The organism is Pseudomonas avellanae BPIC 631 (assembly GCF_000444135.1).
GTDB lineage: Bacteria > Pseudomonadota > Gammaproteobacteria > Pseudomonadales > Pseudomonadaceae > Aquipseudomonas > Aquipseudomonas avellanae.
On record NZ_ATDK01000572.1, the window covers coordinates 1 to 24,369 of the forward strand.

Here is a 24,369-nt window from a genome sequence, read left to right on the forward strand (position 1 = left end):
GTGTATGACGCTGAGCGCGGAGAGTGGGAGCGATAATCATCATGGTCCAAGCCCGGTTTCAGGGTTCATCAGGACTTATGTCATGTCCAGCGCCTGTCTCCGCGCGTAACCGTTTGTGTCCGATACATGCCCCTCCCGTACAACTCTGGCATAACACTTGCTCTTCCTCTGTCACGTATTGAAGAACCTCTTGAATAGTGACGGATTATTGGCATGGCGAAGAGCGAAGAAGTTGTTAAAGACCCGGCAGCCAAAGGCAAGCTAAAGCTCATCATCATCGCGGTTTTAGCGTTGCTGCTTGCGGTAGGCCTGTCGGTCGGGGCAACGTGGTTCCTGATGCACAAGAGCGAAAGCGCGCCAGACCCGGCAGCCGCCGCAGCGGCAGCGAACGTCAAGCCAGTGGCGGTGTTCGAACCCATGACGCCAGCCTTCGTGGTCAACTTCAACGCCAACGGTCGCCAGCGCTACATGCAGGTCAGCATCACCATGCTGGGCCGCAATGCAGCTGACATGGAAGCGCTGAAAGTGCACATGCCCCTGATCCGCAATAACCTGGTCATGCTATTCGCGGCCATTCCCTTCGAGTCGCTGGCCTCGCCGATCGGCCAGGAAATGCTGCGTCAGAAAGCGACGGCGAGCATTCAGGAAGTGGCACAGAAAGAACTCGGCAAGACTGTGATCGAACAGCTGCTCTTCACTAACTTCGTATTGCAGTAGGATCCTCACATGGCCGTGCAAGACCTGCTCTCCCAGGATGAGATCGACGCGCTGCTGCATGGCGTTGACGACGGGATGGTCCAGACTGACATCGCCAGTGAACCTGGCAGCGTCAAAAGTTACGACCTGACCAGTCAGGACCGTATCGTCCGTGGGCGTATGCCTACGCTGGAAATGATCAACGAGCGATTCGCCCGCTATACCCGCATCAGCATGTTCAACCTGCTGCGCCGCTCAGCGGACGTGGCAGTGGGCGGGGTTCAGGTCATGAAGTTCGGCGAATACGTGCATTCGCTGTACGTGCCGACCAGCCTCAACCTGGCCAAGATCAAACCGTTGCGCGGCACGGCGCTGTTCATTCTGGACGCCAAGCTGGTGTTCAAGCTGGTGGACAACTTCTTTGGTGGCGACGGTCGTCACGCCAAAATCGAAGGCCGGGAATTCACGCCGACCGAACTGCGTGTCGTGCGCATGGTGCTGGATCAGGCGTTCATCGATCTCAAGGAAGCCTGGCAGGCGATTATGGAAGTCAACTTCGAGTACATCAACTCGGAAGTGAACCCGGCCATGGCCAACATCGTCGGGCCGAGTGAGGCCGTGGTGATTTCCACTTTCCACATCGAGCTCGATGGCGGTGGCGGCGACCTGCACGTGACCATGCCGTACTCGATGATCGAGCCGATCCGTGAAATGCTCGACGCCGGTTTCCAGTCGGACCTGGACGATCAGGACGAGCGCTGGGTCAACGCGCTCAAAGAAGATGTTCTGGACGTCAACGTGCCGCTCACCACCACCATTGCCCAGCGCCAACTGCCGTTGCGGGACATCCTGCACATGCGCCCTGGCGATGTGATCCCGGTGGAACTGAGCGATACGCTGGTGCTGCGTGCCAATGGCGTACCTTCATTCAAGGTCAAGCTAGGCTCGCACAAGGGCAAGATGGCCCTGCAAGTAATCGAACCCATAGCGCGACGTTGACCTGTCTGGTTAACGTCGGAAATTGTTGCGTAACTGAAATACTGCGTGCAGAGGACTACCGATGGCTGATGAAAATGATATGACGTCTGCTGAAGATCAGGCGTTGGCCGATGAGTGGGCTGCTGCGTTGGGCGAAGCGGGCGACAGCCAGGCTGACATTGATGCGTTGCTGGCGGCGGACGCCGGGAATTCGGGCAGCCGGATGACCATGGAAGAGTTCGGCAGTGTGCCGAAAAGCGCTGGCCCGGTGACTCTGGATGGTCCGAACCTGGACGTGATCCTCGACATTCCGGTGTCGATCTCCATGGAAGTGGGTAGCACCGACATCAATATTCGCAACCTGTTGCAGCTTAACCAGGGCTCGGTGATCGAGTTGGACCGTCTGGCAGGCGAGCCGCTGGATGTGCTGGTCAACGGCACGCTCATCGCCCATGGCGAGGTGGTGGTGGTCAACGAAAAGTTCGGCATCCGTCTGACTGACGTGATCAGCCCGAGCGAACGCATCAAGAAGCTGCGCTGAATGAGGCGCTGGCTGAGTGTTCTGCTGACCCTGCCGTCGCTGGCCTGGGCTGTCGAGCCTGTTGCGCAGGCAGCACCGGCGCAGGTGGCCAACACGGTTTCCGGTGGTATGGGCGGGCAGGTGATGCAACTGCTGTTCGGCTTGATCGTGGTGGTCGGGCTGATTTTCGTGCTGGCGTGGGTCATGCGCCGGGTGCAGCGCGTGGGGCCGAACAACGGGCAGGTCATCGAGCTGGTGAGCACGCGAGCGTTAGGCCCGCGTGATCGTCTGGTGCTGGTGCAGATTGGTAACGAGCAGGTACTGCTGGGTATCACGCCGGGGCGCATCACGCCCCTGCACGTACTCAAGGAACCGGTGCACGTGCCGGTTCGTGAGCACACGACACCTGAATTCGCTCAGCGCCTGATGGAGCTGATGGGCAAGGATAAGGACAAGAAGTAATGGGCGCCTTGCGTTTCCTGATACTGCTGATGCTGGTCGTGGTGGCACCTGCTGCGCTGGCTGCCGATCCGCTGTCGATACCGGCGATCACGCTGTCCAACGGTGCCGACGGGCAGCAGGAATATTCGGTCAGTCTGCAGATCCTGCTGATCATGACTGCGCTGAGCTTTATTCCGGCGTTTGTCATGCTGATGACCAGTTTCACCCGGATCATCATCGTCTTTTCGATTCTGCGTCAGGCGCTGGGCTTGCAGCAGACACCGTCGAACCAGATCCTGACCGGCATGGCGCTGTTTTTGACCATGTTCATCATGGCGCCGGTTTTCGACCGGGTGAATCAGGACGCATTACAGCCTTACCTGGCTGAAAAGCTGACGGCGCAGGACGCCGTTGCCAAGGCGCAGGTGCCGATCAAGGATTTTATGCTGGCGCAGACCCGCACCAGCGACCTTGAACTGTTCATGCGCCTGTCCAAACGTACCGATATCCCGACACCTGACGCTGCGCCGCTGACCATTCTGGTCCCGGCGTTCGTGATTTCGGAGCTCAAGACGGCGTTTCAGATCGGCTTCATGATCTTTATTCCGTTTCTGATCATCGACCTGGTGGTGGCCAGTGTGCTGATGGCGATGGGTATGATGATGCTCTCGCCGCTGATCATTTCCTTGCCGTTCAAGATCATGCTGTTTGTGCTGGTGGATGGCTGGGCGCTGATTGTCGGCACCCTGGCTGGCAGTTTTGGTGGCGTATGAGCCGTTTTACTGAGGAGTCTGCCCAATGACGCCGGAAGTTGCCGTCGATCTGTTTCGCGAAGCACTGTGGCTGACCACGGTGCTGGTGGCGATCCTCGTAGTTCCTAGCCTGTTGTGCGGCCTGTTGGTGGCGATGTTTCAGGCGGCCACGCAGATCAACGAACAGACCCTGAGCTTCCTGCCGCGCCTGCTGGTGATGCTGGTGACGCTCATCGTCATCGGGCCTTGGCTGCTGAAAATATTCATGGAATACATGCTGTCGCTGTACACCAGTATTCCGACGCTGATCGGCTAGCGCCTCGTGCAGCCGATGCTTGCGCTGACCGATATCCAGATCAGTACCTGGGTAGCCAGCTTCATGCTGCCGATGTTTCGTATCGTCGCGCTGTTGATGACCATGCCGGTGATCGGTACCACGCTGGTTCCCCGGCGCGTACGTCTTTACCTCGCCTTTGCCATCACGGTAGTGGTCGCGCCAGCGCTGCCGGCCATGCCGCCGGTTCAGGCGCTTGACCTCAGTGGACTGTTGCTGATCGGCGAGCAGATCATCATCGGTGCCGGCATGGGGCTGTCCCTGCAGATGTTCTTCCATATCTTTGTGATTGCCGGGCAGATCATCTCGACGCAGATGGGCATGGGCTTCGCTTCGATGGTCGACCCTACCAACGGGGTATCTTCGGCAGTGATCGGGCAGTTCTTCACCATGCTGGTGACCCTGCTGTTTCTGTCCATGAACGGCCATCTGGTGGTGCTGGAAATCCTTGTCGAAAGCTTCACCACGATGCCGGTGGGGGGTGGTCTGCTGGTCAATAATTTCTGGGAGCTGGCGAACGGGCTGGGCTGGGCGCTGAGCTCCGGGCTCAGGCTGGTGCTGCCAGCTGTCACGGCGTTGCTGATCATCAACATCGCCTTTGGCGTCATGACTCGCGCCGCCCCGCAGCTCAACATCTTCTCGATCGGCTTCCCGCTGACCCTGGTGCTGGGCATGGTCATTCTGTGGATGACCATGGGTGACATTCTCAATCAGTATCAACCGATTGCCACTCAGGCATTGCAGATGCTGCGCGACATGGTGAGGGCTCGTTGAGATGGCAGAAAACGAGAATGGCCAGGACAAGACAGAAGACCCCACGGAAAAAAAGGTCAAGGACTCCAGAGCCGAGGGCCAGATTGCACGCTCCAAGGAGCTGACCACGCTGGTGGTCATGCTGATGGGGGCGGGCGGGTTACTGATGTTCGGCGCGGGCATCGCGCAGATGATGTCCGAGCTGATGCGCGACAACTTCACAATCAGCCGTGAAACGATCATGGATCAGTCGTACATGGGCAAGGCCTTGCTCAGCTCCGGCCTGCACGCGCTGGTAGTGATGCTGCCGTTTCTGATTGCCATGCTGGCGGCGGCGCTGGTCGGTCCGATCCTGCTCGGTGGCTGGCTGTTCTCGACCAAGTCGCTGATGCCCAAGTTCAGCCGAATGAACCCGGCAGCGGGCCTCAAGCGTATGTTTTCGCCACACGCGCTGGTCGAACTACTAAAGTCTTTTGGCAAGTTCCTGATCATCCTGGCCGTTGCACTGGTGGTCTTGAGCAAGGAACGCAACGACCTGGTGGCCATCGCCCACGAACCGCTGGAGCAGGCGATGATCCACAGCCTGCTGGTGGTGGGCTGGAGCAGCTTCTGGATGGCCTGCGGCCTGATGTTCATTGCTGCTGCCGATGTGCCCTTTGTGCTGTATGAAGCGCACAAGAAACTGCTGATGACCAAGCAGGAAGTGCGCGACGAGCACAAGAACAGCGAGGGCAGCCCCGAGATCAAACAGCGTATTCGCCAGTTGCAACGCGAAATGTCCCAGCGCCGCATGATGGCGTCGATTCCCGAAGCGGATGTCATCATCACCAACCCGACACACTTCGCCGTTGCTTTGAAATACGATCCCGAGCAGGGCGGGGCGCCAATGCTGTTGGCCAAAGGTACGGACCTTGTTGCCCTGAAGATTCGTGAAATCGGCGCGCACAACCAGATTCTGATCCTTGAATCGGCCGCGCTGGCACGCTCCATCTATTACAGCACCGAGCTGGATCAGGAAATCCCCGCAGGCTTGTACCTGGCCGTTGCCCAGGTACTGGCTTACGTCTATCAGATCCGCCAATTCCACTCAGGCCAAGGCAAACGCCCCGACCCCCTCGGCGACGTCAAAATCCCTCCGGATTTGCAGCGCGATGCTTAGCCGTCAGCGGCCGCCATAAAGTTGCCTTGCTTCTGTTCCAACGCTCTGCGTCCGCCTTTAAATGTAAGGCGCGGCGCAGATCTGTGACGCAGAGCGTCACTACAGGCATTCCCATGCTGGAGTGGTAGGAACGATAGGTGTCCGGAAGAACACTATCGTGCCCATGCTCCGCGTGGGCATGCCGTTCTGGACGCTCTGCGTCCGCTCTTTAGTGTGCGCAGCGCGAGGTTCTCTGGCTTCACTGATCACCCTCGTCCTGCGCAATTTCTACCCCTAAAGCCTTGCCGCCACTGGCTTTGCAAAAGTTGGACAGCTTTTTGCAACAGGGTCGATACAGGTCGCCATCGGCGTCAATGTTTTGATCTAGTGCGCAGGTAACGAATCAGTGGATCGCTCTCAATTACTCAGTAGCGCACGCAGCAACATCACAGGCCTGGGCCGTGGTCAGTTGGGCGTTCCGTTGTTGTTGCTGATCATGCTGGCAATGATGATGTTGCCCATGCCGCCGTTCCTGCTGGACGTACTTTTCACGTTCAACATTGCGCTGTCCATCGTCGTGCTGCTGGTGTGCGTCTACGCCCTGCGGCCGCTGGATTTCTCTGTGTTCCCAACCATCCTGCTGGTCGCCACGTTGCTGCGTCTGGCGCTGAACGTCGCGTCGACGCGGGTGGTCATGCTTCACGGCCAGGACGGTCATGCCGCTGCGGGCAAGGTGATTCAGGCCTTCGGTGAAGTAGTGATCGGCGGTAACTACGTCGTCGGTATCGTGGTGTTCGCAATCCTGATGATCATCAACTTTGTGGTCATCACCAAGGGTGCCGGGCGTATTTCCGAGGTGAGCGCGCGCTTCACCCTCGACGCGATGCCCGGCAAGCAGATGGCCATCGACGCCGACCTCAACGCCGGCCTCATCGACCAGCCGGAAGCTAAGCGCCGTCGTGCCGAAGTGGCCCAGGAGGCCGAGTTCTACGGTTCCATGGACGGTGCCAGCAAGTTTGTACGCGGTGACGCAATTGCTGGCCTGCTGATTCTGTTCATCAACCTCATCGGCGGCATGCTGGTCGGTATCTTTCAGCACAACATGACCTTCGCCGATGCGGGTCGCGTTTACACCCTGTTGACCATCGGTGACGGTTTGGTGGCGCAATTGCCATCACTGCTGTTGTCCACCGCTGCCGCGATCATGGTGACCCGTGCTTCCGGTTCGGAAGAAATGGGCAAGCTGATCAATCGCCAGATGTTTGCCTCGCCCAAGGCGCTGGCTGTATCCGCCGCGATCATGATCGTGATGGGGCTGGTGCCAGGCATGCCGCACTTCTCCTTCATCAGCCTGGGTCTGGTGGCCGCAGGTGGCGCGTACCTGCTGTGGAAGAAAGACAACCAAGTGAAGGTCGAGGCGCTGGCCGAAGTGCAGCGTCAGCAGGACCTGCTGCCGTCGCCGACTCGCGTTCAGGACTCCAAGGAGCTGGGCTGGGATGACGTAACCCCGATCGATATCATCGGCCTGGAAGTGGGTTACCGCCTGATTCCGCTGGTGGACCGCAATCAGGGTGGTCAACTGCTGGCGCGGATCAAGGGTGTGCGCAAGAAACTGTCACAGGAACTTGGCTTTCTGATGCCCACCGTACACATCCGCGACAACCTCGATCTGGCGCCCAGCGCTTACCGTCTGACGCTGATGGGTGTGATCCTCGCCGAAGCCGAGATCTACCCGGACCGCGAACTGGCGATCAACCCCGGCCAGGTGTTCGGCACGTTGAATGGCATCACCGCCAGAGACCCGGCGTTCGGCCTGGAAGCCGTCTGGATCGAAATCAGCCAGCGCAGTCAGGCGCAGTCACTCGGTTACACCGTGGTAGACGCCAGTACGGTAGTGGCAACCCACTTGAACCAGATTCTCTACAAGCACTCTCATGAGCTGATCGGCCACGAAGAAGTCCAGCAATTGATGCAATTGCTGTCCAAAAGCTCGCCCAAGCTGGCTGAAGAGCTGGTGCCCGGCGTGCTGTCCCTGTCGTCGCTGCTCAACGTGCTGCAGGCGCTGCTGGCCGAGCACGTCCCTGTGCGGGATATTCGCAGCATTGCAGAGGCTATCGCCAACAACGCCGGGAAGAGTCAAGATACCGCCGCTCTGGTGGCCGCCGTGCGCGTCGGTCTGAGTCGCGCAATCGTCCAAAGCATTGTAGGCGTTGAGCCGGAGCTGCCTGTTATCACTCTGGAACCAAGGTTGGAACAGATATTGCTCAATAGTTTGCAGAAGGCTGGTCAGGGTCAGGAAGAAGGCGTCCTGCTTGAGCCGAGCATGGCTGAAAAGCTCCAGCGTTCGTTGATTGAAGCGGCCCAGCGTCAGGAGATGCAAGGGTTGCCGGTCATTCTTCTGGTAGCAGGTCCTGTCCGGGCGATGCTGTCACGATTTGGACGATTGGCTGTACCGAACATGCATGTTCTGGCGTACCAGGAAATACCGGACAACAAGCAAGTAACCATCGTAGCGACTGTCGGGCCGAACGGCTGAGGTAGTGAGTCATGCAAGTTAAGCGATTTTTCGCCGCCGATATGCGTCAAGCCATGAAACTGGTTCGCGATGAGCTGGGCGCCGAGGCGGCCATCATCGGTAACCGGCGCATTGCCGGTGGCGTAGAGCTGACTGCCGCTCTGGATTACAAGCTGTCTGCCCTGGCGCCGCGTGTGCCTAACATGGAACTCGAAGACGAGCTGCGCAAGACCCAGTCGCGCATCGTCTCCGCTCAGGCCGAACTGAACAGCCGCAGCGACAGCGATGCGTCGATCAACCTTCAGCTGTTTTCCGGCAAACCGGTGAGTGCTGTCAACACGCACATCGAACCAACGCTCGAAGAGCCGCCACGCCCGTTTGCTTACGCTCCCGCAGCGGCTGCAGAGCCTGCCGGCGGTCAGCGTGCCTTTGACTCGATGCGCTCTGAATTGAACGGCCTGCGCGAGCTGCTGGAAGTCCAGCTTGGCTCCCTGGCCTGGAACCAACTGCAAGGCAGCCGTCCGCAGCAGGCCAACCTGTGGCGCCGTCTGCAACGCGTCGGCCTGTCCGGCCCGCTGTCGCGCGACCTGCTGTCGATGATCCCGGACATCGACGAGCCTCGTCAGGCCTGGCGCATGTTGCTGGCCCATCTGGCCCGCATGATTGCCGTGCCGGACATCGAGCCGCTGGAAGAGGGCGGAGTGATTGCCATGGTCGGTCCTGCCGGTATGGGCAAGACCACCACACTGGCCAAACTGGCGGCACGTTATGTGTTGAAATACGGCCCGCAGAATATCGCCCTGGTCAGTATGGACAGTTTCCGCATCGGCGCGCAGGAGCAGCTCAAGACTCTTGGGCGCATCCTCAACGTACCGGTCACCCATGTCGATCCGGGCCAGTCGCTGGTTCAGGCGCTGGAGCCTTTGCTGCGCAAGCGCGTGGTGCTGATCGATACCGCCGGGCTGCAGGCCAGTGATCCTGCGCTGCGCATGCAGCTGGAAAGCCTGGCAGGGCGCGGCATCAAATCACGTAACTACCTGGTGCTGGCGACGACCAGCCAGAAGCAGGTGCTGACCGCTGCTTATCACAGTTACAAACGGTGTGGCCTGGCCGGATGCATTCTGACCAAGCTTGATGAAACAGCCAGCCTGGGCGAAGTCCTGAGCCTGGCGATCAGTCACGAATTACCGGTGGCCTACCTCACGGACGGTCCACGTATTCCTGATGACCTGCATACTCCACGACGTCATCAATTGGTGAGCCGTGCGGTGAGTGTGCAGATGCAGGATGAGCCTAGCGAGGAAGCTATGGCGGATATGTTTGCTGACCTCTATCACACCCCTGGCAAGAGAGTGGGTTAAGTGATGGATATTTTTGGAATGTCCCTGCGTCAACGGTCTGCCATGCGGTGTTCATTTGCGAACGTGCAGCCCTCGATGTGGTTTCGGTCTACGCAAGACAAGGTAAAGAAATAACATGGGCAGCATGCATCCCGTACAGGTTATCGCGGTGACCGGTGGCAAAGGTGGCGTCGGTAAGACTAACGTGTCAGTGAACCTATCACTGGCCCTCGCCGAGCTTGGCAGGCGCGTCATGCTGCTGGATGCCGATCTTGGCCTGGCCAATGTCGACGTTTTGCTTGGGCTGACGCCTAAACGCACGCTTGCCGACGTGATAGAGGGTCGCTGTGAATTGCGCGACGTTCTGTTGCAGGGGCCGGGCGGGGTTCGTATCGTGCCTGCGGCCTCTGGCACCCAGAGCATGGTGCACCTGTCGCCGGCCCAGCATGCCGGCCTTATTCAGGCGTTCAGCGAGATTGGCGACAACCTCGATGTGCTGGTGATCGATACCGCTGCCGGTATCGGCGAATCGGTGGTCAGCTTCGTGCGCGCCGCTCAGGAAGTGCTGCTGGTGGTGTGCGACGAGCCCACGTCGATCACCGATGCGTACGCCCTGATCAAACTGCTCAATCGCGACTACGGCATGAACCGCTTCCGGGTGCTGGCCAACATGGCCCAGAGCCCGCAGGAAGGACGCAACCTGTTCGCCAAACTCACCAAAGTGACTGATCGTTTTCTTGATGTTGCCCTGCAGTATGTAGGTGCCGTGCCGTACGACGAGTGCGTGCGCAAGGCGGTACAAAAGCAGCGTGCCGTCTACGAAGCATTCCCGCGTTCCAAATGTGCGCTGGCTTTCAAGGCCATCGCCCAGAAGGTTGATACCTGGCCGTTGCCAGCCAACCCGCGGGGTCATCTCGAGTTCTTCGTTGAGCGACTCGTTCACCAGACCAGTGCGGGGCCTGTGCAATGAATGCGAGCGGCTACCAGATGTACAGTAAGACCTCCCGTAATTCGCAGTACGAGTTGATCGAGCGTTATGCGCCGCTGGTCAAGCGTATCGCTTATCATCTGCTGGCGCGCTTGCCGGCCAGTGTGCAGGTCGAGGATCTGATCCAGGCCGGCATGATCGGCCTGCTCGAAGTCTCCACCAAGTATGATTCCACCAAGGGTGCGAGTTTCGAGACCTATGCCGGTATTCGCATTCGTGGTGCAATGCTTGATGAGGTTCGCAAGGGGGACTGGGCGCCTCGCTCGGTTCACCGCAATACCCGTATGGTCAGTGACGCAATTCGCGCAATTGAAGCTAAAACCGGTCGTGACGCTAAAGATCACGAGGTTGCGGCCGAACTCCAGTTGAGTCTTGATGATTATTACGGGATTTTGAATGACACCTTGGGCAGCCGCCTCTTCAGTTTCGACGACCTGCTGCAGGACGGCGATCATGAAGGGCTGCACGAGGACGGCGCAAGCGGTTCGCTTGAGCCGTCACGCGACCTGGAAGACGAGCGCTTCCAGGCAGCGTTGGCCGATGCAATTGCCAATTTGCCAGAGCGCGAGCGTCTGGTGTTGGCGCTGTACTACGACGAAGAGCTGAACCTCAAGGAAATCGGAGAGGTTCTTGGTGTCAGCGAATCTCGAGTCAGTCAGTTACACAGCCAGTGCGCAGCTCGTTTGCGAGGGCGTTTGGGGGAGTGGCGAGCGCGTTGACGGCAGTGCGCGACGTTTGTCGTGCGTTGTCTGCATGCCGGCTGTGCAAAGCGTTACGTGGTAGCAGGATAGACGAGGCAAGGGCCTGTCGGGCAATGTCTCGATGGGCTTTAGTCGCAGTCTTGACTGTCGTTGTGCCAAGCCCGTCGTCGTTTCGTATAGCTGGGGGTGTGCTGTGCCAGTATTGAGTGAACAGCGTGTTCAGGTGCTGAACGCGTTAAAGACTGCTTGGAGGTCGAATTGGACAAGAACATGAAAATCCTCATCGTTGATGACTTCTCAACGATGCGGCGGATCATCAAGAATCTGTTGCGTGATCTGGGGTTTACCAACACATCTGAAGCGGATGACGGTCTGACCGCATTACCGATGCTGCAGAGCGGTGCCTTTGACTTTCTGGTGACGGACTGGAACATGCCTGGCATGACCGGTATCGACTTGTTGCGTCAGGTCCGTGCGGACGATCGTCTCAAGAGCCTTCCTGTACTGATGGTTACTGCCGAAGCCAAGCGTGAGCAGATCATTGAAGCTGCCCAGGCCGGGGTGAACGGTTATGTAGTCAAGCCATTCACGGCTCAAGCGCTGAAAGAGAAGATCGAAAAGATCTTTGAACGCGTCAATAGCTGATGCATGCCGTGAGGGCGCTATGGATAACAATGATTCGATGGCCGACTTTGAGTCGACCTTAAAAAGACACGCACAGGAACTCGTCACCAGCCTTGAAAAAGGCCGTTTCGGCGAAGCTGTACAGCTGATCCATGAGCTCAATCAGACCCGTGACCGCGGCCTTTATCAGGAAGTGGGTAAGCTGACGCGTGAGTTGCACAGTGCAATCGTCAATTTCCACATTGATCCGCATATGCCTCAGGCCGAAGAGGTGTCGCAGATCACGGACGCGACCGAGCGTCTGTCCTACGTCGTCAGGCTGACCGAGAACGCGGCCAACCGCACGATGGATCTGGTCGAGGAAAGCACGCCGCTCATGAATGGTCTGAGTACCGACGCCAAGGCGTTGAGCGAAGACTGGGGACGCTTCATGCGTCGCGAAATCGGTGCCGAAGAGTTTCGCGAACTGGCCAAGCGCGTCGATGGTTTTCTGACGCGTACCGAGAAGGAAAGCCATACGGTTTCCGCGCACCTCAACGATATTCTGCTTGCTCAGGATTACCAGGACCTCACCGGTCAGGTGATCAAGCGCGTCACGCAACTGGTGACCGAAGTAGAGGGTAATTTGCTCAAGCTGGTGCTCATGGCCAGCCATGTCGATCGCTTCGCTGGCATCGAACATGACGAAGAATCCATCCTTGCTGAAAAAGATCCTAAAAAACATCTCGCCAAGGGTGAAGGTCCGCAGATTCATGCCGATAAACGTGAAGACGTCGTATCCGGACAGGATGATGTAGACGATCTGCTATCGAGCCTCGGCTTCTAAGGTCTGTTGACGGTTAATTTTAGGGAGCACCCCATGAGCTTCGGCGCCGATGAAGAGATCCTTCAGGATTTTCTGGTAGAGGCCGGCGAAATTCTGGAGCAGTTGTCAGAACAATTGGTCGAGCTGGAAAGCCGACCGGATGATGCTGATCTGCTCAATGCAATTTTTCGCGGTTTTCACACTGTAAAAGGCGGCGCCGGCTTCCTCCAGCTCCATGAGCTGGTGGAGTGCTGCCACATCGCCGAGAACGTGTTCGACATCCTTCGCAAGGGTGAGCGGCGCGTTGATTCCGAACTGATGGATGTGGTCCTGGAAGCTCTGGACACGGTCAACAGCATGTTCGGTCAGGTACGTGAACGGACTGACGTGACTGCGGCGACGCCGGAACTGCTGGCGGCGCTGGCGCGTCTGGCCGAGCCTCAATCTGCCGATGAGGTTGCCGCTCCCGAGCCTGAACCGGTGGTCGAAGCTGTCGCGCCGGTAGCTGCACCAGCCGCCGCTGGCGATGACATCACCGACGATGAGTTCGAGCAACTGCTCGACTCGTTGCATGGCTCAAACCCGGTGTCTGTACCTGCAGCTCCGGTTGCAGCAGCCGTTGCAGCGTCTGCCAGCGACGAGATTACCGATCAGGAGTTCGAATCCCTGCTCGACCATCTGCACGGCAAAGGCAAGTTTGCGGCGGATGTTGCTGCAGCTCCCGTGCCTGCACCTGCTGCCCAGAGCAGCAAGGCTGCGCCCGGCGACGAAATAACCGACGACGAGTTCGAAGCGTTGCTCGATCAGCTGCACGGCAAGGGCTCGTTTGACAGTGCTGTGGCCGCGCCGGTTGCCGCCGCTGTTGCCGCCAAGGCACCGAGTGCTGCGAAGGCATCGGACGAGATCACCGATCACGAATTCGAAAACCTGCTGGACGAATTGCACGGCAAGGGCAAGTTCGAGCCTCAGGCCATCGCTGCCAAGGCGCCTGCACCGGCCCCGGCTGCTGCGCCAACTGCGCCAACTGCGCCAACTGCGCCAGCTGCGGTTGCCAAGCCTGCCCCGGCACCTGTTGCCAAGGCCGAAGCTGCCAAAGCGGCTGCACCTGCACCTGCCCGGGCGCCTGCGCCTTCCGGTGAAAAACCGGTGGCCACGGAAGCTGAAACCACGGTTCGTGTCGATACCGCTCGACTGGACGAGATCATGAACATGGTCGGCGAGCTGGTACTGGTGCGTAACCGTCTGGTGCGTCTGGGTCTGAACAGTGGCGATGAAGCCATGTCCAAGGCGGTTTCCAACCTGGATGTGGTCACTGCGGACCTGCAGACCGCGGTCATGAAGACCCGCATGCAGCCGATCAAGAAAGTCTTTGGTCGCTTCCCGCGTCTGGTACGTGACCTGGCTCGCCAGCTCAAGAAAGAGATCAACCTGGAACTGGTCGGTGAAGAAACCGACCTCGACAAGAACCTCGTAGAGGCGCTTGCCGACCCGCTGGTCCACTTGGTGCGCAACGCGGTCGACCACGGTATCGAAACGCCGGAAGAACGCGAAGCCTCGGGCAAGTCCCGCGGCGGCAAGGTGATTCTTTCGGCAGAGCAGGAAGGCGACCATATCCTGCTGTCGATTTCCGATGACGGCAAGGGCATGGACCCCAACGTGCTGCGCTCGATTGCGGTCAAACGTGGCGTCATGGACAAGGATGCAGCCGATCGGTTGAGCGACACCGATTGCTACAACCTGATCTTTGCACCGGGCTTCTCGACCAAGACCGAGATTTCCGATGTCTCGGGCCGTGGTGTGGGCATGGACGTGGTGAAAACCAAGATTTCCCAGCTCAACGGTTCGATCAACATCTATTCGACCAAGGGCCAGGGCTCGAAGATCGTCATCAAGGTGCCTTTGACCCTGGCGATCATGCCGACTCTGATGGTGATGCTGGGTAACCAGGCATTCGCCTTCCCGCTGGTCAATGTCAACGAAATCTTCCACCTGAACCTGTCGACTACCAACGTCGTTGACGGCCAGGAAGTGGTGATCGTGCGTGATAAAGCCTTGCCGCTGTTCTACCTCAAGCGCTGGCTGGTCAGTTCGGCGGCTCATGAAGAGCAGCGAGAAGGGCACGTCGTGATTCTTACGGTAGGCACCCAGCGCATCGGCTTTGTCGTCGATCAACTGGTCGGTCAGGAAGAAGTGGTCATCAAACCGCTGGGCAAGATGCTGCAAGGTACGCCGGGCATGTCGGGCGCCACCATCACCGGTGACGGTCGCATCGCCTTGATTCTCGATGTACCCAGCATGCTCAAGCGTTACGCCGCTCGGCGTATTTGAATCCGGGGTTGCGGGCAGCCTGGCTGCCTTCAACACCTATTGGAGTGTTTATGGCAGTCAAGGTCCTGGTGGTGGATGATTCCGGTTTTTTCCGCCGCCGTGTCACGGAAATTCTTTCTTCGGACCCCAACATTGTAGTTGTCGGCACCGCCACCAACGGCAAGGAAGCGATCGAGCAGGCGCTGGCCCTCAAGCCTGACGTCATCACCATGGACTACGAAATGCCGATGATGGATGGCATTACCGCAGTTCGTCACATCATGCAGCGTATTCCCACGCCGGTATTGATGTTCTCGTCGCTGACGCATGAGGGTGCGCGCGTGACGCTGGATGCTCTGGACGCCGGTGCAGTGGATTTTCTGCCCAAGAATTTCGAAGATATCTCGCGCAACCCGCAGAAGGTCAAGCAACTGCTGTGCGAGAAAATCAACAGCATTTCGCGCAGTAACCGCCGTTCGAGCGGTATGGGTTCGGCCAGCGCTGCATCGCCAGCACCGGCTGCTCCCGCGCCATCGACCCTGTCCAGTCGTGCGCCTGCGCCCTCGGCAGCAGCGCCAGCCCGAGCTGTGCCTTCACGCACTGCTGCGCCCGCTGCTGCACCGGCCGCTCATGGTCATGCTCATCATGCGCCTGCGCACCCGACCACTACCGGCACTGCCAAGCGCAAGGCTTACAAGCTGGTGGCCATTGGCACCTCGACGGGCGGCCCGGTTGCATTGCAGCGGGTATTGACCCAGTTGCCAGCCAATTTTCCGGCACCGCTGGTGCTGATTCAGCACATGCCTGCAGCGTTCACCAAGGCCTTTGCCGAGCGCCTCGACAAGCTGTGCAAGATCAGCGTCAAGGAAGCTGAGGACGGTGACGTGCTGCGTCCGGGTCTGGCGCTGCTGGCGCCAGGTGGCAAGCAGATGATGGTCGACAGCCGTGGCACGGTGAAAATCCTGCCGGGTGACGAGCGCCTGAATTACAAGCCTTGTGTGGACATCACCTTTGGTTCTGCCGCCAAGTCGTATGGCGACAAGGTGCTCTCGGTTGTGTTGACCGGCATGGGTGCCGATGGCCGTGAAGGAGCGCGCCTGCTCAAGCAGGTCGGCAGTACCGTGTGGGCGCAGGATGAAGCGAGCTGCGTGATCTATGGCATGCCGATGGCGATCGTCAAGGCTGAGCTCGCGGACGCGATCTACAGTCTGGATGACATCGGTCGGCACCTGGTCGAGGCCTGTCTCTGATGGATGTCCTGAGTCTTATCGGTCTGATCCTGGCGTTTGTCGCGATCATTGGCGGTAACTTTCTCGAAGGCGGGCACCTCGGCGCGCTGCTCAATGGCCCGGCAGCCCTGATCGTGCTGGGCGGTACGCTTGGCGCATCGCTGTTGCAGTCACCGATGAGCGCGTTCATGCGCGCCATGAAAATCATCCGCTGGATCATCTTCCCGCCACGCATCGATTTGCCCGGTGGTGTGGACCGGGTCATCGGCTGGAGCATGACCGCCCGCAAGGAAGGCCTGCTCGGTCTGGAAACTGTCGCAGACTCCGAGCCCGACAATTACGCCCGCAAAGGCCTGCAGTTGTTGGTCGACGGCGCCGAGCCGGCAGCGATTCGCAGCATTCTGGAAGTGGATTTCATCACTCAGGAAACCCGCGATATCCAGGCCGCCAAAGTCTTTGAAAGCATGGGCGGTTATGCGCCGACCGTGGGCATCATCGGTGCTGTGATGGGCCTGATTCACGTAATGGGCAATCTGGCTGACTCCAGCCAACTGGGCAGCGGCATTGCGGTGGCTTTCGTCGCCACCATCTATGGCGTCGCTATGGCCAACCTGATTCTGCTGCCGGTGGCCAACAAGCTCAAAGGCATCGCCCATCGCCAGTCGCGTTACCGCGAAATGTTGCTTGAAGGCCTGCTGTCCATCGCCGAGGGCGAAAACCCGCGCTCCATCGAACTCAAGCTGCAAGGCTTCATGGAGTAACAGCGCATGGCTCGCCGACGTCAGCCCGAAGAACACGAAAATCATGAACGCTGGCTGGTGTCTTACGCTGACTTCATCACCTTGCTGTTCGCATTTTTCGTGGTGATGTACTCGATCTCCTCGGTCAACGAAGGCAAGTACAAGATCCTGTCACAGGCGTTGGTCGGCGTGTTCAACGACACCGAACGGACCATGAAGCCGATCCCCATCGGCGAACAGCGCCCGGTGTCGGTCAAACCCGCCGAGCCCTTGGTCAAAGACAGCGAGCAGACCGATGCCGGTATCGGTCAGGCCTCCGATGACCCGTTGCAGACCATTGCTCAGGATGTGCGCGATGCGTTTGGTGATCTGATCAAGTCCGACCAGATGACCGTGCGTGGCAACGAGTTGTGGATCGAGATCGAGCTCAATTCCAGCCTGTTGTTCGTCAGCGGCGATGCCATGCCCAGCGACAAGGCCTTCACCATCATCGAAAAGGTCTCGGGCATCGTCAAACGCTTCGATAACCCGATTCATGTCGAAGGCTTTACCGATGACCAGCCGATCAGCACAGCACAGTTTCCGACCAACTGGGAGCTGTCGTCGGCGCGCTCTGCCAGCATTGTGCGCATGTTGGCCATGGACGGGATCAATCCGGCGCGGCTTGCGTCGGTAGGCTACGGCGAGTTTCAGCCCATCGCCCCCAACACCACGGCAGCCGGACGCGCCAAGAACCGCCGTGTGGTGCTGGTGATTTCACGAAATCTGGAGGTTCGCCGCAGCCTGACCGGTTCCGGCACGGCCAATGCGCAGCCCGACGCTGCATTACGCCGTGCTGGCACACAAACTGCACCGGTGCCAGCAAAGCCGCCGGTACGCGCGAACGCCGTCAATTCTCCGTCACCCGCCCTCTAGTCATCGTATCGGTATGGTCGTCGCTGTACGGAAGGAAAAACATCAATGAGAGTCTGGGCAGTAGCCAACCAGAAAGGTGGAGTCGGAAAGACCACCACGACCATTGCCCTAGCCGGTTTGCTGGCCGATGCGGGCAAGCGCGTGGTCGTTGTCGATCTGGACCCCCACGGCTCCATGACCAGTTATTTCGGGCATAACCCGGACGAGCTGGAACACAGCGCCTTCGATCTTTTCCTGCACAAGGGTGCGGTGCCGGAGGGGCTGCCCGGCCAGTTGCTGTTGCCCACCAGCGACAAACGTATTTCGCTGATCCCGTCGAGCACTGCGCTGGCCACCCTCGAGCGTCAATCGCCTGGCCAGAGCGGCCTTGGTCTGGTGATCGCGAAAAGCCTTGCTCAGTTGTGGCAGGATTTTGACTATGCGCTGATCGACAGCCCGCCGCTGCTGGGCGTGCTCATGGTCAATGCGCTGGCCGCCAGTCAGCAGTTGGCCATTCCGGTGCAGACCGAGTTTCTCGCGGTCAAGGGCCTGGAGCGCATGGTCAATACCCTGACCATGATCAACCGTTCACGCAAGGTGCCGTTGCCTTACACCATCGTGCCGACCCTGTTTGATCGTCGTACTCAGGCGTCGATGGGTACCTTGAAGCTGTTGCGTGACAGTTTTCCCGAGCACGTCTGGCAAGCTTACGTGCCGGTCGACACGCGCTTGCGTGATGCGAGCCGCCTGGGCCTGACGCCGTCGCAGAATGACAGCAAGAGCCGTGGCGTGATCGCGTATCGGGCACTGCTCAAGCACATGCTCGCCGAGCAGCTCAATGCTCAGGTGGCCTGACGTGAACGTCTATTCTTTCTCTACAGTTTGCTCAAGTGATGCCTCAATGCGGCCGATAACTCTATCAGGCTGCACATGCTCCATTTTTGGTTGGGCCCTGGTATGAACCGCCCGTTAGAAGTTGCAACACGACCCAAGCTGGCTTTGCAGTCTTATCTGGATGCATTGCTGTATGACGCCACTGAAGTGCTCGAAGAGCCCTCCAGCAGTCTTGATGATTTTCAGGCTGCGGTGCTCGAAGAGCAGGCCTTTGATGCGCGCATGCAGGCGCAGATAAAGCCGTTGGCGCTCGCAGTGGCTGCACCGGCTCCGGTGGCTGTTGCGGTAAAGGTCGCAGCGCCGGTTGCAGTTGTTGAAGTCGCCCCGGTGATTGTTGCCGAGGCGGTGCAGGTTGTAGCCGCTACACCGACCGTTGAACGGGTCGAGCCGGTTGCCGAGTTGAGTACGCTGGTCACACAGCGCACGCCGACCCCGCCGCCGACCAGCGATGGACGTCCGGCCTGGGCCGCCGAACCGTTTGAGTGCCTGTTGTTCGATGTGGCCGGTTTGACGCTGGCGGTGCCGCTGGTGTGTCTGGGGTCGATTTATCCGCTGGCGGGGCAGGAGCTGACGCCACTGTTCGGTCAGCCGGACTGGTTTCTCGGGATCCTGCCGAGTCAGGCCGGCAACCTGAAAGTGCTGGATACCGCGCGCTGGATCATGCCGGATCGCTACCGCGACGATTTTCGCCAGGGATTGCAGTATGTGATCTCGGTGCAGGGATACGAATGGGGGCTGGCGGTGCATCAGGTCAGCCGTTCGTTGCGTCTTGATCCGAACGAGATCAAATGGCGCTCGCAGCGAGGTCAGCGTCCCTGGTTGGCGGGCACGGTGATTGAACACATGTGCGCGTTGCTGGATGTTGCAGAGTTGGCCGAGTTGATAGCCAGTGGCGCGGTCAAGCAGTTGAACAGATCGAAATAATCATGGGTCGATGCCACAGGCATCACCTGCAAAGAACACACGTGAGGGGTTGGGGTTATGAATAAGTCGTCTGCACAAGGTTCCGAAGATCCTATCCTGCAATGGGTTACGTTCCGCCTGGACAACGAGTCCTATGGCATCAACGTGATGCAGGTGCAGGAAGTGCTGCGCTACACCGAGATCGCTCCGGTGCCGGGTGCGCCAAGCTACGTGCTGGGCATCATCAACCTGCGCGGTAATGTTGTGACCGTGATCGACACCCGTCAGCGTTTTGGCCTGGCACCTGTTGAAGTCAGCGACAACACGCGTATTGTGATCATCGAAGCTGACAAGCAGGTAGTCGGTATTCTGGTCGACAGCGTAGCGGAAGTGGTTTACTTGCGTCAGTCCGAAGTCGAAACCGCGCCGAACGTGGGTAACGACGAATCGGCCAAGTTCATTCAGGGCGTCTGCAACAAGAACGGCGAACTGTTGATCCTGGTCGAACTGGACAAAATGATGTCCGAAGAAGAGTGGTCCGAACTGGAGAGCATCTGATTGATCGTTGAGGCAGCTGTCGTCTTCCTGGGCATTCTCTGGGTGGTCACCCTGTTTATGTTCCTGGCCCATACCAGGCGTCAGCGCAAGCTCGACACCGAGCGTGATGATGCGGCTGCCTTGCGTGATCAGCGGATCAAGGAGTTGGCCAGGCGTCTGGACAACTACCAGAACGGCACGGTGCGCATGGGCGAAGCGTTGCACGAGCTGCGCGCCACTGTTGCGCCGTTGCCGGACAAGCTCACGGCACTGGAGCAGCGCGATCCCTCGACGCTGTCCTTCGCCCAGGCCGCACGCTTGGTCGGTATGGGCGCCAGCATCGACGAACTGACCCAGTCCTGCGGCCTGACCCAGGCCGAAGCGCAGTTGATGACCAAACTGCACGGCAATACAGCGGGCTAGGTTTTCTTCGCTATACAGTCAAAATCGGACGCAGAGCGTCCAGAACTGCATTCCCACGCTGGAGCGTGAGGAACGAGAATCTCAACTATCGTGCGACGCTCTGCGTCGTCATGCAGTCTCATGACGCTCCGCGTCACATCTGTGCTGCAGCACAACGGCATGCCTTGCTCGTAATCGCTGCGCATAAATAAAAGCGCTTTTTCATCGCGATGGCACTGACGACGCAAAGTGCGACGCAAGTGACAGGGCGAAGGAACCCGACGAAGTCGGGCCGGAAACGGAGCTTGGGGGTTTGGTTACTTTGGCCCCATCAAAGCAACTCGCCGAGGGGCGAAAAGGTGTCTCGAGCCGTAAACAAACATCACTGACATCGCAGAACCGCTGTGCAAAGTCAGACGCCCCGTCTTACTGCTCGTCCAGCGCAAACTCGGTCAGGCAAAACGTCGGGATCTTCAAGTCGTGCAAGCGCTTCGAGCCACCCAGTTCCGGCAGGTCGATGATTGCAGCGGCTTCGTGCACCTGGGCGCCCATACGGCGGATCAGGTTGGCCGCGGCGATCAGCGTGCCGCCGGTAGCGATCAGGTCATCGAACATGATGACTGAATCACCCTCGCACAGACTGTCTGCATGAACTTCCAGATACGCTTCGCCGTATTCGGTCTGATAGGCCTCGGACAGCACATCAGCAGGCAGTTTGCCCTGCTTGCGAAACAGCACCAGCGGCTTGTTCAACTGATACGCGACCACTGAACCAATCAAAAAAACCCGCGCGTCCATGACGCCGATATGGCTGAAATCGGCGTCGATATAGCGCTGCACGAAGCTGTCGATCACCTGACGGGTGGCTTTGGGCGACTGGAACAGGGGCGTGATGTCGCGAAAAACCACACCCGGCTTGGGGAAGTCTACGACCGGGCGTATCAGGGATTTGAAGTTCGATTGATCGGAGGTCATCGTGAGGATCCATAGCAGGTTTGGCCGACAGTTTAAGCTGACCTGCCACAGATCGCACGTTTCAGCTTTGCATCGCACCGCCCGCCAGCGCGCACAGTTCGATAGGGGCGAGGATATGAATCTCTTTGCCTTCTGCAGAAATCAGCTGATTTTGCTGAAACCGGGTAAATACCCGCGACACGGTTTCGACCGCCAGACCCAGATGATTACCGATTTCGTTACGCGACATGCTCAGGCGGAACTGATTGGCCGAGAAACCCCGAGCCCGAAAGCGCGCCGACAGATTGATCAGAAACGTGGCAATGCGCTCGTCTGCGGTCTTTTTCGAGAGCAGCAGCATCATTTGCTGATCGTCGCGAATCTCGCGGCTCATCACGCGCATCAACTGCCGACGCAGTTGTGGCAGTTGCACCGAAAGCTCGTCCAGGCGCTCAAACGGAATTTCGCACACCGAGGTGGTTTCCAACGCCTGCGCCGAAACCGGGTAAGCCTCGGTGTCCATACCTGACAAACCCACCAGTTCGCTGGGCAGGTGAAAACCGGTGAGCTGTTCTTCACCGCTGTCACTGATATTGAAGGTTTTCAAGGCCCCGGAACGCACCGCATAGACCGACTCGAAGGTGTCCCCCTGACGAAACAGAAACTCGCCTTTCTTCAGCGGACGGCCACGTTTGACGATCTGGTCGAGGGAGTCCATGTCTTCCGTGTTCAACGAGAGGGGCAGGCAGAGCGGGGCGAGACTGCAATCCTTGCAATGAGCCTGAGTGTGAGCACGCAACTTGACTGGCTCGGACATCACTAAATTCCTTGTGGGAAAACACACATGAGCTGTAAGGGTAACTCACCATCGCTTGTCGGGGCCAGCCTTGGAAGGCTCGCTGCCCGATCAAGTTTCCAGACGGTCGGCCGATAGGCCGGTATCTCTCACTGACTCAGGACGCATTTTTTCATGTCCATGACGCTCCCGCTGATCAACAGCATCACGATCCGTACGGCGACATCGCAAGTCACCTACAGCCAGACAGCATACAGCAACGTCGAGGCGTCTGCCAGCAGCGCAAAAGGCGTGGAGGTCAATCTGTCTTCGGAAGGCAAGGCGGCCGCGTCGTCATCTTCAAGAGATGCGGATATCGAGCAGAGTGGCCTGCCTTCCTCTGTGCAGAAGATTCTCAAGGGGATTCGCGAGCTGCAACGCAAGATCGAGGAAACCATGGATCAGTTGCAGAAGGTTCTCAATGACCAGAGTCTGGACCCTGAAGAGCGCCGCACCAAGGCGGCTGCACTGCAGACCGTGCTCAGCACGTTGCAGGCGCAGGTGAGCAACTCTACAGCGGATCTCTCGTCGCTCATGAACAGCCTGAAATCCAGCGACTCCGACAAGACCAAAGCCGGCATGCTGGTTCTGGCGAAAATGTAAGGCGTTACCGCCTGTTCGTTTATATCACCCTGGAAAACTGCTGCCTGTTCTGCCGGGTCAGGTAGGCGTCAAACACCATACACACCGAGCGCACCAGCAACCGGCCCGCTGGCCTGACTTCAATTGCGCTATCGCTCAGCGCAATCAGCCCGTCGTTTGCCATGCACAGCAAGTGCGGCCATGCATCGGCGAAGTAGTCCCTGAAACTTATGGTGAACGCTTTTTCCAGTTCGCTGAAATTCAGGGTGAAGTGGCAGATCAACTGCTGGATGACGGCGCGTCTGATCCGGTCGTCCTCGCTGCAGATCAGCCCGCGCCGGGTTGCGGGTTGATCACTGTCCAGCAGCCGCTGATAGTCGTTCAGGTCGCTGCTGTTCTGGCTGTACAGGTTTCCGACCTGGCTGATGGCTGAAACCCCCAGCCCGATCAGGTCACAGTGGCCATGCGTGGTATATCCCTGAAAGTTGCGTTGCAGGGTCAGTTCTTCCTGAGCGATGGCCAACTCGTCATCGGGCAGGGCGAAGTGGTCCATACCGATGTACCGGTAACCTGCGTTGGTCAGTTGCTCGACGGTGCGTTCCAGCATAAGCAGCCTGGTGTGCGCATCCGGCAGTTCAGCCACGTCGATGCGCCGTTGCGGCATGAAGCGTTCCGGCAGATGGGCGTAGTTGAACACTGACAGCCGATCAGGCTGCAATTCGATGATTTCGTCCACCGTGCGGCTGAACCCTTGCGGGGTTTGCCTGGGCAGGCCGTAGATCAGGTCGATGTTCACCGAGCGAAATTGCAGCGTGCGTGCGGCCTCGACGATGGCGCGGGTGTCTTCCAGGCTCTGCATGCGGTTGATTGCCCGTTGCACTGTCGGGTCCAGGTCCTGCACGCCAAGGCTGACCCGGTTGAAACCCAGTTCGCGCAGCAAGCCCATGGTTGCCCAGTCCGCTTCGCGCGGGTCGATCTCGATGCCGTAGTCGCCGGAATCATCCTCCAGCAGCGTGAAATGCGTGCGCAACCGGGCCATCAGGCGACGCAGTTCATCATGGCTGAGGAAGGTCGGTGTGCCGCCGCCCAGGTGCAGTTGCTCGACCACCTGACCGGGCGCCAGATGGCAGGCAAGCATCCGGATTTCGTGTTCAAGCCGCTGCAGGTAAGCCTGTGCCCGTCCGCGATCCTTGGTGATCACTTTGTTGCAGGCACAGTAGTAGCAAATATTTGCGCAGAAGGGGATGTGCACGTAAAGCGACAATGGGCGTAGCGCCTTGCGACTTTCGCGCAGGGCGTGCAGCAGCTCGAATGCGCCTGCTCGCGTGTCAAATTGCACGGCGGTCGGATAAGACGTGTAGCGCGGTCCTGCCACATCGTAGCGATGGATCAGGTCTGAATCCCAACGAATGGCGTCAAGCATGCGCGCGTTTCCCGGTCAGGCTGGCGATGCGCCGAGCATACGCAGCCGATCAGTGGCAGGCCTTGATATGGATCAAAAGGCGGG

At 58.8% G+C, this 24,369-nt stretch carries 26 protein-coding genes; 23 read left to right on the top strand and 3 right to left on the bottom strand.

Annotated elements, in window-relative coordinates:
- The first annotated feature begins 213 nt into the window (after nt 1-213).
- The 22 genes from fliL (at nt 214) to DW49_RS0126680 (ending at nt 20,512) form a co-directional block, all read left to right on the top strand.
- The gene (gene fliL / locus DW49_RS0126575; RefSeq protein ID WP_005738296.1) at nt 214-717 is read left to right on the top strand and encodes a flagellar basal body-associated protein FliL; all 504 of its coding nucleotides are present in this window, start codon (nt 214-216) and stop codon (nt 715-717) included.
- 9 nt (nt 718-726) lie between these two features.
- Nucleotides 727-1,695 carry a flagellar motor switch protein FliM gene (gene fliM, locus DW49_RS0126580; protein ID WP_003378750.1) on the top strand — a complete coding sequence of 323 codons (969 nt, stop codon included), beginning with the start codon at nt 727-729 and terminating at the stop codon, nt 1,693-1,695.
- A gap of 61 nt (nt 1,696-1,756) precedes the next feature.
- Nucleotides 1,757-2,215 carry a flagellar motor switch protein FliN gene (gene fliN, locus DW49_RS0126585; RefSeq protein ID WP_003378749.1) on the top strand — a complete coding sequence of 153 codons (459 nt, stop codon included), beginning with the start codon at nt 1,757-1,759 and terminating at the stop codon, nt 2,213-2,215.
- Nucleotides 2,216-2,656: a flagellar biosynthetic protein FliO gene (gene fliO, locus DW49_RS0126590; protein ID WP_003378747.1), complete on the top strand. Its 441-nt coding sequence runs from the start codon at nt 2,216-2,218 to the stop codon at nt 2,654-2,656.
- Nucleotides 2,656-3,408, top strand: a complete 753-nt coding sequence (gene fliP, locus DW49_RS0126595) for a flagellar type III secretion system pore protein FliP (protein ID WP_005616850.1) — start codon at nt 2,656-2,658, stop codon at nt 3,406-3,408. The genes fliO and fliP overlap by 1 nt, the downstream gene beginning before the upstream one ends.
- 25 nt (nt 3,409-3,433) lie before the next feature.
- Nucleotides 3,434-3,703: a flagellar biosynthetic protein FliQ gene (locus DW49_RS0126600; protein WP_002554277.1), complete on the top strand. Its 270-nt coding sequence runs from the start codon at nt 3,434-3,436 to the stop codon at nt 3,701-3,703.
- A gap of 15 nt (nt 3,704-3,718) precedes the next feature.
- On the top strand, nt 3,719-4,495 hold the full coding sequence (gene fliR / locus DW49_RS0126605) for a flagellar biosynthetic protein FliR (protein WP_003378745.1): 777 nt from the start codon (nt 3,719-3,721) through the stop codon (nt 4,493-4,495).
- Between the two features lies 1 nt (nt 4,496).
- Nucleotides 4,497-5,633 carry a flagellar biosynthesis protein FlhB gene (flhB, locus tag DW49_RS0126610; protein WP_005616855.1) on the top strand — a complete coding sequence of 379 codons (1,137 nt, stop codon included), beginning with the start codon at nt 4,497-4,499 and terminating at the stop codon, nt 5,631-5,633.
- A 385-nt stretch (nt 5,634-6,018) separates the two neighbouring features.
- Nucleotides 6,019-8,148 (top strand): flagellar biosynthesis protein FlhA, encoded by a 2,130-nt coding sequence (gene flhA, locus DW49_RS0126615; RefSeq protein ID WP_005616857.1) that lies wholly within the window; start codon nt 6,019-6,021, stop codon nt 8,146-8,148.
- Nucleotides 8,149-8,159: 11 nt separating this feature from the next.
- Nucleotides 8,160-9,488: a flagellar biosynthesis GTPase FlhF gene (flhF, locus tag DW49_RS0126620; RefSeq protein WP_005616860.1), complete on the top strand. Its 1,329-nt coding sequence runs from the start codon at nt 8,160-8,162 to the stop codon at nt 9,486-9,488.
- Between the two features lie 115 nt (nt 9,489-9,603).
- Nucleotides 9,604-10,437: a flagellar synthesis regulator FleN gene (gene fleN, locus DW49_RS0126625; RefSeq protein WP_003412391.1), complete on the top strand. Its 834-nt coding sequence runs from the start codon at nt 9,604-9,606 to the stop codon at nt 10,435-10,437.
- The gene (fliA, locus tag DW49_RS0126630) at nt 10,434-11,174 is read left to right on the top strand and encodes an RNA polymerase sigma factor FliA (protein ID WP_005738303.1); all 741 of its coding nucleotides are present in this window, start codon (nt 10,434-10,436) and stop codon (nt 11,172-11,174) included. Before fleN ends, fliA begins: the two co-directional genes overlap by 4 nt.
- 252 nt (nt 11,175-11,426) lie before the next feature.
- On the top strand, nt 11,427-11,801 hold the full coding sequence (locus DW49_RS0126635) for a chemotaxis response regulator CheY (RefSeq protein WP_007244361.1): 375 nt from the start codon (nt 11,427-11,429) through the stop codon (nt 11,799-11,801).
- 19 nt (nt 11,802-11,820) lie between these two features.
- Nucleotides 11,821-12,606, top strand: coding sequence for a protein phosphatase CheZ (locus DW49_RS0126640; RefSeq protein ID WP_005616863.1), 786 nt, complete (start codon nt 11,821-11,823; stop codon nt 12,604-12,606).
- 33 nt (nt 12,607-12,639) lie between these two features.
- Nucleotides 12,640-14,913 (top strand): chemotaxis protein CheA, encoded by a 2,274-nt coding sequence (locus DW49_RS0126645; RefSeq protein ID WP_005616865.1) that lies wholly within the window; start codon nt 12,640-12,642, stop codon nt 14,911-14,913.
- A 50-nt stretch (nt 14,914-14,963) separates the two neighbouring features.
- Nucleotides 14,964-16,142, top strand: a complete 1,179-nt coding sequence (locus DW49_RS0126650; protein ID WP_005616867.1) for a protein-glutamate methylesterase/protein-glutamine glutaminase — start codon at nt 14,964-14,966, stop codon at nt 16,140-16,142.
- Entirely contained in the window at nt 16,142-16,882 is a 741-nt protein-coding gene (locus tag DW49_RS0126655) for a flagellar motor protein (RefSeq protein ID WP_005616869.1), read from the top strand. The genes DW49_RS0126650 and DW49_RS0126655 overlap by 1 nt, the downstream gene beginning before the upstream one ends.
- A 6-nt stretch (nt 16,883-16,888) precedes the next feature.
- Nucleotides 16,889-17,776, top strand: a complete 888-nt coding sequence (motD, locus tag DW49_RS0126660) for a flagellar motor protein MotD (protein ID WP_005616870.1) — start codon at nt 16,889-16,891, stop codon at nt 17,774-17,776.
- Nucleotides 17,777-17,821: 45 nt separating this feature from the next.
- Nucleotides 17,822-18,610, top strand: a complete 789-nt coding sequence (locus DW49_RS0126665; protein WP_003378723.1) for a ParA family protein — start codon at nt 17,822-17,824, stop codon at nt 18,608-18,610.
- Nucleotides 18,611-18,685: 75 nt separating this feature from the next.
- Nucleotides 18,686-19,573 carry a CheW domain-containing protein gene (locus tag DW49_RS0126670; RefSeq protein ID WP_024419704.1) on the top strand — a complete coding sequence of 296 codons (888 nt, stop codon included), beginning with the start codon at nt 18,686-18,688 and terminating at the stop codon, nt 19,571-19,573.
- Nucleotides 19,574-19,630: 57 nt separating this feature from the next.
- Nucleotides 19,631-20,110 (top strand): chemotaxis protein CheW, encoded by a 480-nt coding sequence (locus tag DW49_RS0126675; RefSeq protein WP_002554262.1) that lies wholly within the window; start codon nt 19,631-19,633, stop codon nt 20,108-20,110.
- The gene (locus DW49_RS0126680; protein ID WP_005616880.1) at nt 20,111-20,512 is read left to right on the top strand and encodes a DUF2802 domain-containing protein; all 402 of its coding nucleotides are present in this window, start codon (nt 20,111-20,113) and stop codon (nt 20,510-20,512) included.
- Nucleotides 20,513-20,917: 405 nt separating this feature from the next.
- On the opposite strand, the gene DW49_RS0126685 is transcribed toward DW49_RS0126680, so the two are convergent.
- Together DW49_RS0126685 and fnr are read right to left on the bottom strand one after the other, a co-directional pair.
- Entirely contained in the window at nt 20,918-21,466 is a 549-nt protein-coding gene (locus DW49_RS0126685) for an adenine phosphoribosyltransferase (RefSeq protein ID WP_005616882.1), read from the bottom strand.
- A 61-nt stretch (nt 21,467-21,527) separates the two neighbouring features.
- A complete protein-coding gene (fnr, locus tag DW49_RS0126690) occupies nt 21,528-22,262 on the bottom strand; it encodes a fumarate/nitrate reduction transcriptional regulator Fnr (protein ID WP_003378714.1) in 735 nt (244 codons plus the stop codon).
- Between the two features lie 153 nt (nt 22,263-22,415).
- Between fnr and DW49_RS0126695 the strand changes: the two genes are divergently transcribed.
- Entirely contained in the window at nt 22,416-22,883 is a 468-nt protein-coding gene (locus tag DW49_RS0126695) for a hypothetical protein (RefSeq protein WP_005616884.1), read from the top strand.
- Between the two features lie 19 nt (nt 22,884-22,902).
- Here the strand turns inward: DW49_RS0126695 and hemN are convergent, their stop codons facing one another.
- Entirely contained in the window at nt 22,903-24,285 is a 1,383-nt protein-coding gene (gene hemN, locus DW49_RS0126700; protein ID WP_005616886.1) for an oxygen-independent coproporphyrinogen III oxidase, read from the bottom strand.
- Nucleotides 24,286-24,369 lie beyond the last annotated feature (84 nt).